Source organism: Amnibacterium soli (genome assembly GCF_039544415.1).
GTDB classification, from domain to species: Bacteria; Actinomycetota; Actinomycetes; order Actinomycetales; family Microbacteriaceae; genus Amnibacterium; species Amnibacterium soli.
Window position 1 is genome coordinate 554,397 of sequence record NZ_BAABLP010000001.1, and the last position, 12,478, is coordinate 566,874.

Here is a 12,478-nt window from a genome sequence, read left to right on the forward strand (position 1 = left end):
CGCTATGCACCTCGGTCCGCGGGGAGGAGGGGGACGAGCTGCGGCGAGGAGGCCCGGTCGTACCGCCGGAACACGACGTCGGGGAAGTGGGGCCCGACCAGAACCGTCTCCGAGCCGTCCAGGCGGGTCGCGATGCCCCGGCGCGTCTCGACCGCCGCGCCCGGGTCGACGTCGCCGACCCAGCGCAGGTCGGGGCGCAGCACCTCGGCGGGGCAGTGCACGGCGTCCCCGACGACGAGGGCGCTGCCGCCGCTGCCCCGCACCTCGAAGGCGACGTGCCCGGGCGTGTGCCCGGTCGTCGGCACCGCGGTGATGCCGGGCACGGGCTCGACGCCCGCGGCGAGCGACCGCCGGCGGCCGCCGATCAGGTCGAGCTCGTGCTGCCGCGGGCCGACCGCCTCGCCGCGGGTCTCCGGCAGGTTCCAGTGGGCCCACTCCGCGTCCGCGACCCAGAAGTCGGCGTTCGGGAAGGTCGGCGTCGTGCCGTCGCTCCCGCCCCCGATCCAGCCGACGTGGTCGGCGTGCAGGTGCGTGAGCAGCACCGCGTCGATCTGCTCGGGCTCGACCCCGAGCCGGCGCAGGTTCCGCAGCAGCGCGCCGCCGCGCATGAAGGCGTCCCGCGCGGCGCCGGGTCGCACGAGCGGGATCGTGCGGTCGCCGATGCCGACGTCGATCAGCACGCGGTGCGCGGGCGTGCGCACGAGGATCGCGCCGATGCTCAGCAGCAGCATCCCGTCCTCGTCGACGACGTCGAGGCCGTCCGCGAAGAGGTCGTCGTGCCCGGTCGGGTACGCGATCGCCGGGTCGGCGCGGAACTCGCCGTCCGGCAGGTAGGTGATCGTGATCGAGCCGAGGTCGAGCTCGGACACGGGGGCGGGCGCTGCGGTCATCGGTGCTCCTGTCCGCGAGCCGCCGCACGCGCGGCGGCATCGCGAGGACCACTCGACCAGCCCGGCACCTCTTGCGGCGTCGGTGGTACCACCGATCTTCCCGCGGGCGATCGACCGCGCACGACGGCGTCAGCCGGAGCGGCTCACCGCGTCGGCGCGGTCTCCGCGGCGATCTCCGGGTGGGTCAGCTCGTTGTGCTCGTCGAGCCGGACGCCCGCGCCGATGGTGTCGTCGCCCCAGTCCTCCTCGAGTCCGCACTCGATGTCGACGACGAACACGTGCTCGTCGATCTCGCGCAGCTCTGCTGCCATGCGGTGCTCCTGTCGCGGGCGTGTGCGCACACGCTATCCCCGCCGAGCAGGTCGGACGACGCCCCGTGGCCGGATCGCGCGGGGACCGCCCGCGCGGTCCGCCGCGCTGCGCGATCAGGCCGTGACGACGAGCACCGGCTTCCGGGTCACGCCGGTGGTCGAGTACAGGTGGCGCTGGTCCCGGTCGCCCACGACGGCCCGGCCGTAGGCCGTCTCGATCCCGCCGGCCGCGTCGAAGCGGTACCGGCTGCTGCCACCGACGAGTGCGCCGTCCTCCTGCAGGCGGAAGAGCTTTCCCTCGGTGCAGACCCCGGCGTCGCTGGTCTCGAGCGCCCAGAGGCTCGAGCCCTTCGTCGCCCAGGTGACGGCGGTGCAGGCCTTCGGGTGCGTCCGGTGCAGCCAGGTGGCGTGCCCGTCCCGCAGTCGGAGGAGCACCAGTCCGGGGCCGCCGCTGTCCAGGCCGTCCACCCGGCAGGCGACGTCCGTCCTGCTCGACGGGGCGCACCCGATGTACCGGGGCCGCCCCGCGTCGTAGAGCTGTCGCCACACGCCGGGGCGCGCCCAGGTCATGTAGGCGACGCGGGAGGGAAGGGTCTGCTCGTCGCTGCCCGGGCTGACGGCCATGAGTCCCGTGTCGGTCGCCCCCAGCGCGTAGTCCTGGCCGTGCGCGAACGGGACCGCGATGTCGGCGGTCGATCCGTCGGCGTGCCGGTAGGTGAGCGTCGTGGTGCCGGCGGTGCTGCCGCCGTCACCGCCGCCCAGATCGTGCCGCACCAGGTAGCCGTCGGGGGCCACGGCTGCCATCGACTCGAACGGCCGCAGCGTCGTCACGTGCTCCTGCCGGGTCGTGAGATTCCGGTACCGCACGCGCTGGACGCCGATCGTGCCACCGTCGACCGGGACGTTCGTGAACGTCTTCTCGACGACGCTGTGCCCGGTCTGCTGGATCACCCCGACGCCGTCCGCGAAGTGCCGCAGCGCCTGCACCCGTCCCCTCCGGTCGCGGTCGTACACGGCGCCTCCGACGTCATGGGGGTGGACGGCCTTCGTCGATCGCTCGACCTTGTAGACGAGGTAGCCGTCGCTGCCCGCCAGCGTCACGACGTGCGCGCGCGGCACCGCGGCCTGCGCAGGTGCGGCGCCGACCGCGCTCGCGACGAGCGCCGCGACGAGACCGAACATCAGGGCTCTGGGCACGAGGGCCTCCCGTTCTCCGGCCGCGCGCGATGTGCGGCTCCGGAAGGGGATGTCCGCTCACGGGCTGGATGTCACGCGTCGCCCGCAGCCCCTGCCGGTCCTTCAGGGTCGATGTGGTCTCGTGATGTCGTGCTCGGCGCCCGGCCCTCGATCCTGTCCGTGATCTACCACAGCGCGGCGGTCGCGGGTCTGGGGTCGATCGACGTGGACGAGATCCTCGCCTCCTCCCGGTCCTGGAACCGGCACAACGGCGTGACCGGCATGCTGCTGCTCGAGAACGGCCGCTTCCTGCAGGCGCTCGAGGGGCCGGAGGAGGCGGTGCGGGCGCTCATGGACCGCATCGCGCAGGATCCCCGCCACGAGCACGTCCGGGTCCTCGTCGAGGAGACGCAGTCGGGGCGGCGCTTCCCGGACTGGGCGATGGCGCACGGCCACGTCGCGGAGCTGGAGTCGATGCGGCTCGACGAGTACTTCGAGGCGCTCCTGGAGGCGAGGGACGAGCTGCCCCCGGCCCCGACCAGGACCGAACGGATCCGCGCATGGTTCCGCAGCTGACGGAGCGGCGCTACCGCTTCGCCTCGGGCCGCAGCACCTGCATCCGGCTCCACGGGAAGCCCTTCAGCACGCTGTAGGACGGGCCCTTCAGCAGCGTCGCCCAGTTCTCGCGCTTCGGTCCCATGGAGGAGGAGACGTCCTCGGCGATGACGGAGACCGCGCCCGCGGTGTCGGTGACGATGAACCCGTACCGCTGCGCCGCCCGGGCGATGACCTTGCCGGCGCGCGACAGGTGCAAGCTCGACACCTTCACCCGGGGGTCGAGCCGCAGCCGGGTGCCCTCGGGCAGCGCGGCCGGGTCGGTGCTCCACCCGTCGCTGCGCTGCGCGGGGTAGACGAAGCGGTCGTACCGCGCAGCGCGGGGGATCGCGAGCGACATCGCGTGGTCGATCCGGCCCTTCGCGATCTCCCGGTACTGCACGAGGCCGCCCGTGATCGAGAGGCCCGTCGCGGCGACGCCGAAGCCCCCGGTGAAGTACCCGGGGCTCGTCGAGACGTGGTCGATGCGACCGCCCCAGCAGGCGGACCAGGTGCCGTCGGCGCTGCGGTGCGCCTTCCACAGCTCCCACAGCTGGTCCGTGGCGGGCGAGTAGATGCTCAGCGTGCCGTCGGTGCCCTTCGCCGGCACGGCCTTCGCGGGGATCGGGACGCCGGTGAACTGCCCCTTCGCGCCGAACAGGCCGGAGGGGACGTACGACTTGCGCTGGCAGTTCGAGAAGGCGATGGTGCGCTTCGGGGTGGACCGCGGCACCACGTAGACCGGGCTGTTGTACTGGTAGGCGTTGAAGGCGGCGACGCCGGCGTACCGGTCCGTGATCGAGCCGACGAGGTGCTCGACCTGGCGGCGGGAGTCCGCGGCCACCTTCGACCGGGTGACGGAGGCCCGCCAGACGCTCGAGGGCCCGAACGGGTACGCGACCTTCGACTGCGAGAGCGTCGTCACGGTGCCGGGAACGGTCCGCTTCCGGCCGGCGTCCGCCGCCAGCGCGGGCGAGCCGAGCGCCAGCAGCACCGCGGACGCCGAGGCGGCGGCCGTGAGCCGCAGGAGGATCGGGCGCATCCGCTGCTTCCGGAACAGGGTCCCGCGAGCGGGACGGAACGGTCCTCTCGAGGCTAGATCGCCTGATGAGGGGCGGATGCACCGTCCTCACCCCCAGATCGAGTGGGCCGCCCCGGACTCCGTGGGCGGGCCCTGGCCTGCGACGAGCCGCGGGTATACCGTCGCGCTCACGACGGGGTGAGCCCGCCGGACCATCCGCAGGGGAGCAGCGATGCAGCGCGAACACTCCGAGCCGGCCGACCTCGAGCCGCACGTCTTCGACCAGACGAACGGCGTCGTCGACCTCGGCGAGGCCACGCCTCCGCGCCCGGAGGCGGAGCGCGGCGCCGAGCGGAACCGCACGGTCCGCGGCATCGCGATGCTCTCCGCCAACCGCCCCGCGGGCTGATCGGCGCAGGCGCGCTGCCACGGCTTCCCCCGTGACTCGCGTGGGGGCTTGCACCGCCGACCCCTCGCCGGTTCCATGCAGCATGCGCTCGATGACGAGGCCCGACGTGTCGACGTCCGCCAGGTCTTCACGAACCGGCACCGCTCGTCGGCGGTCGATCCTTCGACGCGCGGTGGTGCGCCGAGCAGTCGTCGCCGCCGTCGCGGTCGGGGCGACCGTCGTCTCCGGGCTCGGTGCCGCCGCTCCTGCTGAGGCCGCCTCCGCGAAGCACCCCCGCGTCCTGCCGGTGTCGGCGTCGGACGACTACCTCGTCTACCGGCAGAAGACCGCGTCGGTCGCCGGTCTGTACCTCACGAAGAGGAGCACCCTGTACTGGATCGGCCGCTCCGGCGGGCGGCACCTGCTGACGGACTTCGACCCGGAGCTGTTCCCGACGGTGCAGGGCTCCACGGTCACGCAGTCGGCCCGCCCCAACTCGATCTTCGACCCGGACCACGACCCCGCCCTGCCGGAGCACGTGCGCTGGCGCGACCTCCGCACCGGCGCGCACGGCACGACCGAGCTCCCCGCCTCCGACGACTACGCCGGCGCTGCGCCCGGCGGATGGGTCGCGAAGCGCGACGTCGGCGCCGCGGCGGGCGCGCACCTGGTGCGCTGGTCGACGACCGGCGCGGTCACCGACCTCGGTGTGCCGATCCCCGGCAGCTCGCTCTTCACGGCGTCGTCCGGCCCGAAGGGCGTGCTGGTCTCCGCGCAGAACGACGTCGACGTGGACAGCACCGGCCTCATCCGCTACATGCCGTACGCGCCGCCGGGCAGGTGGCGGACCGTGTACGCCGCAGGAGCGGGCCACGACGCCACCTGCGGACGACCGACGAGCTCGGTCGTCGTGTGCGACGTGCACTCGCACGGGAAGCACTCGGGCGAGGTGCTGCTCTCCCTCACGACGAGCCGGAGGGTCTGGATGAGCGACCACCGCACGGTCTGCCCGACCACCGCCTTCGTGGCGGTCGGGTCGAGCGCCGTCGGGAAGGACACGACCGACCTCGGGCCGTGCGTCCGCAGCCGGCTCACGAAGGTCGGCCTGACCGGGAAGGTCACGCACTCGCGCGTGCGCTGGGGCCTGCACGGCAGCGGGATCACCGCCGGACTGGGGCGGATCCTCCTCGACTCGCCCGATCAGCGGCGCATCGTGCGCCTCGCGAGCGTGCGGAGCACGCCGCACACCGTGGTGACGGCGCGCTGACGCCCGGCGCCGTCAGGCGGCGAGTGCCGTCAGAGCGCGCAGGTCGTCGTCGACCGACTGGTCGAAGGCCTCCGCCAGCATCCGCCTGCCGAACGGCGTCAGCAGCAGCGCGCGCAGGAGCGCCCGGTCCAGGAGGCCGCCGGGTGCGCGGAGCGACGGGCTGACCCGCAGCACCGACTCGACCTCCACCCGGTCGTCGCGCACGTGCAGGAGCGTCGTCGCGCGCTGCAGCGCGCCGGACTGCAGCCCCTCGATCGTGATCGAGCGGTCGGCGTCGAGGGCGGTGCATCGCCAGCGGACCGAGTCGAAGTCGCAGCCGTCGTCGAGGTGGTACTCGTCCCACACCGACCCGACCTGCAGCGGTCCCTCGATCGCCACGACGGTCGGGTGGCTGGAGGAGGCCGCGACGGCGGCGGGGTCCGCGAGGTGGGCCCAGGTGACCGACGCGGATGCCGGCGACGTCCACCTCCGCCGGAAGGTGCGATGGAACACGGCGCCGACGCTAGCGTCGCCGTCCGCCTCAGGCGCGCGGACCGCGACCGGACCAGTCGAGCGGGATCCACCGGCCGTGCAGGTTGCCGATCACCAGCACGTCGTCCTCGGGGTCCCAGAGCAGCACGACCCCGTCCCGGACGATGCTCGCGAGGGCGGTCAGATCGCCCGCGCTGATCGAAGTGGTGCGCCGACCGCCGTCCTCCGTGACCACCAGCAGCGCGAAGGTCCCGTCGCCGGTCGCGGCCGGGGTCCAGTTCGCGTTGAGGTGGGTGACCCGCAGGGTCGCGGTGCTCGTTCCGGTCATGCCCCGACGGTGCCGCGCACCGGACGTACCCGCACACCATTCGTCAGGAGCCGAAACCCTCCCGCCCGGACCCGGCCGGTCGACCTCGCGGCGTCGAGGGTGCGCCGTCGATACTGTGCCCGCGTGCGCATCATCTCCGTCGTCCCCGTCCTCGCCGCGGCGGTCGTGCTGCTGTCGGGGTGCGCGAGCTCCACGGCGGGAAGCGCGCCGAAACCCGCGAGCCACCAGACGCTCGACGCGCTGAAGTCGGCCTACACCGATGCCGGAGGCCGGTGCCCGGTGTGGGTGGAGGACGACGACATCCAGGCCGCCGCCCAGTCCGGCACCTGCGGCGACGGCGTCACGCTGTCGACCTACTGGACCGCCGCCGACCTGGTCGGCGAGGTGAAGCTGCTCCGCGACACCGCCTCGAGCGGCGACGACCCCGGCAGCGCTCCGCCGAAGACCGAGGTCCTGATCGGTGCGAACTGGCTCCTGACCGGGCGGCACGTCCGGCAGCTCCAGCCGAAGCTGGGCGGCCAGCTCGTCGTGATCAACCCCGCGGCGAGCAGCTGACGCGTCGGCAGCACGGACGCTGCCGCAGCGCCGGCGGCGGCTAGGAGGCGGGTTCGTCGGCGAGGAACATCGGGGCGCCCTCCCGCAGCGCGAGGGCGATCGCGTCGGCGGGTCGGCAGTCGATCCGCGATCGACCGCCTCCGCCCGAGACGACGAGCTCGGCCACGAACAACCCGTCCTCGCCGTGGGCGATGAGGACCCACTCGAGCGCCAGCCCGAAGTCGTGCATCAGCGTCTGGATCAGGTCGTGGGTCAGCGGACGCGAGGAGCGTCGGCCGGTCGCGGCGATGGACACGAGCGCGGCCTCCCGCGACCCGACCCAGATCCGCAGCGCGGGGACGACCGCGCCGCCGGCGAGGACGACGATCGCGCGGTCGTCGTCGATCAGCTCGACGCGCTCGAACTCGATCCGGCGCACCCGTCGCCCTCCTCTCCCTGCGCCTCCACTCGAGGAGGGCGCCATAGGAAAGAGGGATCGACGGACCATTTCGTCACGAAGAGACCTGATCGTGACCGAATCGTCAGCATGACGCTCAGGCGCTGGGCGCCCCTCCACTGCACGAATGCTGCGAAAGCGACGAAGGCCGTGACACCCGGGGCCTGCTGCCCCTCTTCCTCGACGTCGGCATCGCCGGCGTCGCTCGCGCAGACCGGAACGACAGCACGCGCCTCACGGCACCGAGAAGAAGGAACCCCGTGCTCTTCACGCAGCTCACCCGCATCGCCCGAGAGGTCGGCCGCGTGCTCGACCGGCCCACGCGGCAGCGCTACACGCCCTACCAGCGGGCCGCGCTGCTGTGGACGTCGCCGGGGCTCAAGCCGGTGCGCCGCGCCCTGCGCGACCGGGCGCGGCGACGGTCGGCGAAGCGCTCCTGAGCAGCGCCGACCGCTGCACGAGTCGGCGATCGAACGGTCCGGTCAGCTCCAGTTCCAGGACTGGAGCACGGGGCCGGTCACGGCCTGGCGGTCCGACTCCGACACCTTCGGGCTGAACGAGAACGTGACGATGTAGCCCTTGCTCTTGCGGAGCACGTAGAACTGGTCGACCCGGTACGTGCCGCCCTTCTGCAGAGCGGTGATGTGCGGGCTCTCGACGCCGGCGACCTGCACGCGGTCCTCCAGCGCGACCTTGGTGAAGCCGGCCGACTTCAGCTGCTGCGGGCCCTGCGACTCGATCTGCTCGGACGTCACGCTGCCGGCGTCGACCACGACCACGTTGACGTTGTCCGCGAAGCCGTCCTTGTCCGTCAGGTCCGCGGCGAGGGTGTCGGCCGCGGACTGCCCGACGTCCGTCTTCGGCTCGCCCCAGCCCTCGGGCACCGTGTATCGGTAGCCCTTGCCCGCGATCGAGCGCCCGGAGCTCGCCTCCTGCGACGGGGAGGCGGACGCGGACGGGGTGGAGGAGGCCGACGCGGACGCGGCGGCGGTGCGCTCGTGGACGTCGAGGCCGCCGGGCTGCCCGAGCAGGCGCTCAGGGCCAGGCATGCGGCGAGGGCGACTCCGGCGAACCCGATCTTCTTCACCGGTGCACCATACGGGGCGCCCAGGTCAGCGCCCCAGCCGCACCCCGGAAGCCGCGGGCTCGCGGGGGCTCAGAGCCCCAGCTCGGTCAGCCCCGGGTGATCGGCAGGGCGGGGCGCCGAACGGTCCCACCGGAAGAGCCGGTCGGCCTCCTCGATCGGCACGTCGTTGATGCTCGCGTGCCGCTCGGCCATCAGGCCGTCGGCGTCGAACGCCAGTTCTCGTTGCCGTAGGAGCGGAACCACGAGCCGGAGGCGTCGTGCCACTCGTAGGCGAAGCGGACGGCGATGCGATCGTCCGTGAAGGCCCAGAGCTCCTTGACGAGCCGGTACTCGAGCTCGCGCTCCCACTTGTCGGCGAGGAACCGCACGATGTCCTCGCGGCCGCGGAGGAAGTCCGACCGGTTCCGCCATCGCGAGTCCGGCGTGTAGGCCAGCGACACCTTCTCCGGGTCCCGCCCGTTCCAGCCGTCCTCGGCGGCGCGCACCTTCCGGGCGGCGGTCTCAGCGGTGAACGGCGGAAGCGGCGGGCGCGGCATGGTCCGAGCGTCGCACGCCCGGTGCGTCACGGCTACTGCGCCGACAGGGAGGCGAGCTCTCAGTCGACGCGGCCCACCGCGACCAGCGCCATCAGCAGCGCGGCGAGGGTCTCGGAGTCGGTGATCCGGCCGGTCGCCACCGCCTGCGGCACCTCCGACAGCGGCAGCCAGGACAGCGACGTGATGCCCTCCTCATGCCGCGCCGCGGACGAGTCGGACACGACGCGCAGGTCCCGGGCGAGGAAGACGTGCTCCGGCGCCCGGCAGATGCCGTTCAGCGCGGTCATCCCGCCGATGCGCGTCCACGAGCCGGCCGCGAGGCCCGTCTCCTCCAGCAGCTCCCGCTGCGCGGCGATCAGCGGGTCCTCGCCGTCGGAGCCGCCCGCGGGCACCTCCAGCGAGACCCCGACCGTGTGCCGGTCGACCTCGACCAGCAGCACCCGGTCCTCCTCGTCGAGCGCGACGACGAACACGGCGTCGTTCCGCATCGTGACGACCCCGTAGACGCCGGGGGAGCCGTCGGGCATGACGACCGCGTCCTCGTCCACGCGGATCCAGCGGTTCTCGTAGACGGTGCGGGTGGAGGTGACGGGCCAGGCCATGCGTCGATCCTGGCTCACGCGGTCGGCGACCGACTCTGCGACGGGTGGCCCAGGAGACGGGTCGGAGCGGCGTCCGCTCGAGTGCGGGCCCTCTGCGGGCGCAGGATCATGGGCGGGTGTCCGTGGAGCGCGAGTTCGTCGTCGACGGCGAGACCTTCCTGGTCCGACTCGGGGAGGACGGTCGGTACGACTGCGTCTGGTTGACGGGCCCGAATCCGGGGTACGGATTCGGGTCGGGCGCTCCGGCCGCCTTCGGCATGCGGGACGGGCACTCCCCGACGCCGGCCGCACTGCCTTCAGGGCCCGCCTCCGACGAGCGCGTCACGGACGGCATCCGCGACTTCCTCTCTGCGATCGACCCGAAGACCGGCTTCATCTGCGGCTGAGCGCGCGCGGCAGAGCGATGCCTTCCGCGCCGCCGAGGACACGCGGGGCCGACTAGTGCTCGGGCGTCCTTCGCGCGCCACCGACGTGGAAGCGGAGCAGGAGGGAGATGGCGAGGGCGATGTTCGTCACGAGGAGCCAGGCGCCGACGCTCGTGAGGTCCTGGTACCAGGTCAGATGGAAGGACGGCGCGCAGAAGCCGTTGTCGGTGCAGTCGCTGACCGCGATCTCAGGGTGGAGGAGGCGGAGGACGAGAGGGATCCCGATCACGACCGGGCCGATGACCGTCCCGAGCGTCTTGTCGAGCGTCCGCCATCCCGCCGAGCTCCAGAGCAGGACGACGCCGACGAGCCAGCCGATGACCGGTGCGACGAATGCGCCGAGCGTCAGCAGGAGGACGACGAGCACCGCACCGCCTCTGCGCTCGAGCAGCCTGGGATGCGCGTCGCGCTGCATGACGTCGAGGGACGAGTCGGCGCTCACGCTCGGAAGCTATCGGCGCGGCTGCCCGGAGGGAAGCGCAGGAGTCGGAGCGGGACGCTGGAATCGTGTTCAAGCGGCCGCTGTGCTTTCAGGTCGACGGGTCCAGTCGGTGCGGCTCGGCGGGCCGGCGGCCGTCGGGTGGTTCGGCGGGGCGAGCGCGTCCGCTGGTCCTCGGTGTCGCCAGCGGAATCGAGTGGGCCGTTGCCGCACGAAGTGCCGGATCGCCGGCCCGTTCCCCGGCGTCAGCTCCCCGCGCCGAGCAGCAGGGCCGTGGCGGCGAGCGCTCCGCCGATGATGAACAGCGCCGTGCCCCACTGCATCGTTCGCGTCTTGTTGCGGTCGGCGGTCGGGACGTCGACCTCGAGGATCGGGCACCCGGACCAGCCGAGCAGGCCGATGCTGAGCACCACGACGAGCGCGCCGATCCACCACAGGACCTGATCGGGCGCCGCGAGTCTCGCCGGACGCCAGCCCGACGCGAGCACGAGGCCGAGGAAGACGCCGACCGTCCCGATCGCAGCGGCGAACCACACGGTGCCGGTCCGCATGATCCGCTGCACGTTCACCTCGGGGGTCATCAGCTCGTGCACCCCGCTCGAGGACTCGCGCTGCTCGTGACCGATGCTCATCGGTGAGGCCTCCCAGTCGTCGCTTCGGTCCGCGCCGGGGCGGTCCGGGCCGTGCCGACCATCGTGCGCCTCGGGCGACGACCGTCTTCTGGGTGCGGGTGGCGCAACCCAGACCTCGGCGGCCTCGCCTGCTCTCAGGCGGGCGTGCCGCCGCGGTGCGGCCAGGCGGGCCAGCGGCCGTCGGGCAGTTCCGCGAGTCGGGCGCGCAGCTCCGAACGCTGCTTCCTGGTGTCGAGTGCGGGGTCGAGCGGGCCGGCGCTGCTGCTGCTGCCGCCTCCCGGTGTCGTGAGTGCGACGTGCGTCCACTTCTTGCGGCCGACCGGGTACTGCTCGCGGAGCCCGCCGCCGATGATCGCCAGGAGTGCGCTCTCGAGGTCCGCCGCGACGGTGGTCGCGGACTCGTTGCAGGCGTCGCAGGTGCAGGGAGGGAAGTAGCCCTCGTAGAGGACCCCGGCGCGGACGATCACTCCGGTGGGTGTGCTCGTGATGCGGACCGGGCTCCCGACGGCGGGGGTGAGGGTGATGGTGCGGGAGCCGTCCGCAGCGGACGCGTGGTCCACGGCGACGTCGCACGTGCGGGCGAGGTAGTCCACGAGCGCATCGACCTCGATCTGCAGGGGCGCGAAGCGCTCCTGGTGGGTGAGCCGCTCGTACGCGTCGTCGGGCGGTCCGTCGGGCCAGCGGTCGTGATCGCCGTAGGGGATGGGCTGCCCGGCGTCGTCCAGGTAGACCTGCTCGCGCAGGTCGGGAGGTCGGAAGGCCTCCTCCGGCAGGTGGAGCTCGGTCTGCTGGTGCTCCTCGAAGTCATGGAGGCGTTCGAGCTCGTCGTCGTCCTCGTCGTCCTGATCCCAGGTCTGGAGCATCTCGAGGAACTCGTCGTGGCGCTCGGGATGCTCGATGAGCATCCGCACGGCGTGCTCGACGGGGATGGAGCGGGTGCGGGTGCCGACTTCGAGCTCGGCGAGCGTGCTCCAGCTCGCGCGGGGATGCAGCACGACGAGGGCATTGCCGAAGAACACCGCCGATGCGCGGAGGAGGGCGCTGTCTCCGGGAATGTCCGGATGGGCGGCAAGGAAGCGCAGCAGCGCGGGCAGGTCGCGAGCGAGCGCGTGCGCATCGGCTCTCTGCTCGGCGAGGGAGCGGACGAAGCCCTCGTAGCCGGTCGCGTGGCGCACCGGCGGCGGGATCTCGGACACGAGGCGGAAGACGGCGCTTCCCTGCGGAGGGATCTCAGGCATCGCGGCAGCCGGCTCCGGGAACACGTCTCGATCCATGATCGGGCTCCTGACTGCTGCCGTCGCGAGAGGGACCGCCCGCGTC

General features: G+C 72.9%; 19 protein-coding genes and 1 pseudogene. 6 read left to right on the forward strand and 14 right to left on the reverse strand.

Annotated elements, in window-relative coordinates:
• Positions 1–2: 2 nt before the first annotated feature.
• The 3 genes from ABEA53_RS02715 to ABEA53_RS02725 all read right to left on the reverse strand — a co-directional run bounded on the left by ABEA53_RS02715 (position 3) and on the right by ABEA53_RS02725 (position 2,398).
• Entirely contained in the window at positions 3–890 is an 888-nt protein-coding gene (locus tag ABEA53_RS02715) for an MBL fold metallo-hydrolase (RefSeq protein WP_345479397.1), read from the reverse strand.
• A 143-nt stretch (positions 891–1,033) separates the two neighbouring features.
• Positions 1,034–1,201: a hypothetical protein gene (locus tag ABEA53_RS02720; protein WP_345479398.1), complete on the reverse strand. Its 168-nt coding sequence runs from the start codon at positions 1,199–1,201 to the stop codon at positions 1,034–1,036.
• Between the two features lie 114 nt (positions 1,202–1,315).
• Positions 1,316–2,398 carry a hypothetical protein gene (locus ABEA53_RS02725; RefSeq protein WP_345479399.1) on the reverse strand — a complete coding sequence of 361 codons (1,083 nt, stop codon included), beginning with the start codon at positions 2,396–2,398 and terminating at the stop codon, positions 1,316–1,318.
• A 111-nt stretch (positions 2,399–2,509) separates the two neighbouring features.
• Between ABEA53_RS02725 and ABEA53_RS02730 the strand changes: the two genes are divergently transcribed.
• A complete protein-coding gene (locus tag ABEA53_RS02730) occupies positions 2,510–2,953 on the forward strand; it encodes a BLUF domain-containing protein (RefSeq protein ID WP_345479400.1) in 444 nt (147 codons plus the stop codon).
• 10 nt (positions 2,954–2,963) lie between these two features.
• Here ABEA53_RS02730 and ABEA53_RS02735 read toward each other — a convergent pair whose 3' ends face one another.
• The gene (locus ABEA53_RS02735) at positions 2,964–4,013 is read right to left on the reverse strand and encodes a hypothetical protein (RefSeq protein WP_345479401.1); all 1,050 of its coding nucleotides are present in this window, start codon (positions 4,011–4,013) and stop codon (positions 2,964–2,966) included.
• A 211-nt stretch (positions 4,014–4,224) separates the two neighbouring features.
• Between ABEA53_RS02735 and ABEA53_RS02740 the strand changes: the two genes are divergently transcribed.
• Both ABEA53_RS02740 and ABEA53_RS02745 read left to right on the forward strand, forming a co-directional pair.
• Complete coding sequence (locus ABEA53_RS02740; RefSeq protein ID WP_345479402.1) at positions 4,225–4,401, forward strand: hypothetical protein; 177 nt, start codon at positions 4,225–4,227, stop codon at positions 4,399–4,401.
• Between the two features lie 172 nt (positions 4,402–4,573).
• The gene (locus ABEA53_RS02745) at positions 4,574–5,647 is read left to right on the forward strand and encodes a hypothetical protein (protein WP_345479403.1); all 1,074 of its coding nucleotides are present in this window, start codon (positions 4,574–4,576) and stop codon (positions 5,645–5,647) included.
• A gap of 12 nt (positions 5,648–5,659) precedes the next feature.
• On the opposite strand, the gene ABEA53_RS02750 is transcribed toward ABEA53_RS02745, so the two are convergent.
• On the reverse strand, positions 5,660–6,139 hold the full coding sequence (locus ABEA53_RS02750) for a hypothetical protein (protein WP_345479404.1): 480 nt from the start codon (positions 6,137–6,139) through the stop codon (positions 5,660–5,662).
• 28 nt (positions 6,140–6,167) lie between these two features.
• Complete coding sequence (locus tag ABEA53_RS02755) at positions 6,168–6,446, reverse strand: hypothetical protein (RefSeq protein WP_345479405.1); 279 nt, start codon at positions 6,444–6,446, stop codon at positions 6,168–6,170.
• Positions 6,447–6,569: 123 nt separating this feature from the next.
• On the opposite strand from ABEA53_RS02755, the gene ABEA53_RS02760 reads away from it, so the two are divergent.
• Positions 6,570–7,001: a hypothetical protein gene (locus tag ABEA53_RS02760; RefSeq protein WP_345479406.1), complete on the forward strand. Its 432-nt coding sequence runs from the start codon at positions 6,570–6,572 to the stop codon at positions 6,999–7,001.
• A gap of 40 nt (positions 7,002–7,041) precedes the next feature.
• On the opposite strand, the gene ABEA53_RS02765 is transcribed toward ABEA53_RS02760, so the two are convergent.
• The gene (locus ABEA53_RS02765; RefSeq protein ID WP_345479407.1) at positions 7,042–7,419 is read right to left on the reverse strand and encodes a bifunctional nuclease family protein; all 378 of its coding nucleotides are present in this window, start codon (positions 7,417–7,419) and stop codon (positions 7,042–7,044) included.
• Between the two features lie 278 nt (positions 7,420–7,697).
• Here ABEA53_RS02765 and ABEA53_RS02770 point away from each other — a divergent pair, with 278 nt between their 5' ends.
• A complete protein-coding gene (locus ABEA53_RS02770; RefSeq protein ID WP_345479408.1) occupies positions 7,698–7,877 on the forward strand; it encodes a hypothetical protein in 180 nt (59 codons plus the stop codon).
• Positions 7,878–7,919: 42 nt separating this feature from the next.
• On the opposite strand, the gene ABEA53_RS02775 is transcribed toward ABEA53_RS02770, so the two are convergent.
• The 4 genes and pseudogenes from ABEA53_RS02775 to ABEA53_RS02790 all read right to left on the reverse strand — a co-directional run bounded on the left by ABEA53_RS02775 (position 7,920) and on the right by ABEA53_RS02790 (position 9,662).
• Positions 7,920–8,486, reverse strand: a complete 567-nt coding sequence (locus ABEA53_RS02775; protein ID WP_345479409.1) for a hypothetical protein — start codon at positions 8,484–8,486, stop codon at positions 7,920–7,922.
• Positions 8,487–8,593: 107 nt separating this feature from the next.
• Positions 8,594–8,716, reverse strand: coding sequence for a hypothetical protein (locus ABEA53_RS02780; protein WP_345479410.1), 123 nt, complete (start codon positions 8,714–8,716; stop codon positions 8,594–8,596).
• Positions 8,717–9,060, reverse strand: a pseudogene (locus tag ABEA53_RS02785) (DUF1348 family protein); the annotation flags it as partial. It lies immediately after the preceding gene.
• Between the two features lie 59 nt (positions 9,061–9,119).
• On the reverse strand, positions 9,120–9,662 hold the full coding sequence (locus ABEA53_RS02790) for an NUDIX domain-containing protein (protein ID WP_345479412.1): 543 nt from the start codon (positions 9,660–9,662) through the stop codon (positions 9,120–9,122).
• Positions 9,663–9,778: 116 nt separating this feature from the next.
• Here ABEA53_RS02790 and ABEA53_RS02795 point away from each other — a divergent pair, with 116 nt between their 5' ends.
• A complete protein-coding gene (locus ABEA53_RS02795; RefSeq protein WP_345479413.1) occupies positions 9,779–10,048 on the forward strand; it encodes a hypothetical protein in 270 nt (89 codons plus the stop codon).
• A gap of 52 nt (positions 10,049–10,100) precedes the next feature.
• Here ABEA53_RS02795 and ABEA53_RS02800 read toward each other — a convergent pair whose 3' ends face one another.
• The 3 genes from ABEA53_RS02800 to ABEA53_RS02810 all read right to left on the reverse strand — a co-directional run bounded on the left by ABEA53_RS02800 (position 10,101) and on the right by ABEA53_RS02810 (position 12,396).
• Positions 10,101–10,529: a hypothetical protein gene (locus tag ABEA53_RS02800; RefSeq protein ID WP_345479414.1), complete on the reverse strand. Its 429-nt coding sequence runs from the start codon at positions 10,527–10,529 to the stop codon at positions 10,101–10,103.
• 242 nt (positions 10,530–10,771) lie between these two features.
• Positions 10,772–11,158, reverse strand: coding sequence for a hypothetical protein (locus ABEA53_RS02805; RefSeq protein ID WP_345479416.1), 387 nt, complete (start codon positions 11,156–11,158; stop codon positions 10,772–10,774).
• A 134-nt stretch (positions 11,159–11,292) separates the two neighbouring features.
• Positions 11,293–12,396 carry a DUF6226 family protein gene (locus ABEA53_RS02810; RefSeq protein WP_345479417.1) on the reverse strand — a complete coding sequence of 368 codons (1,104 nt, stop codon included), beginning with the start codon at positions 12,394–12,396 and terminating at the stop codon, positions 11,293–11,295.
• Between the last annotated feature and the right edge of the window lie 82 nt (positions 12,397–12,478).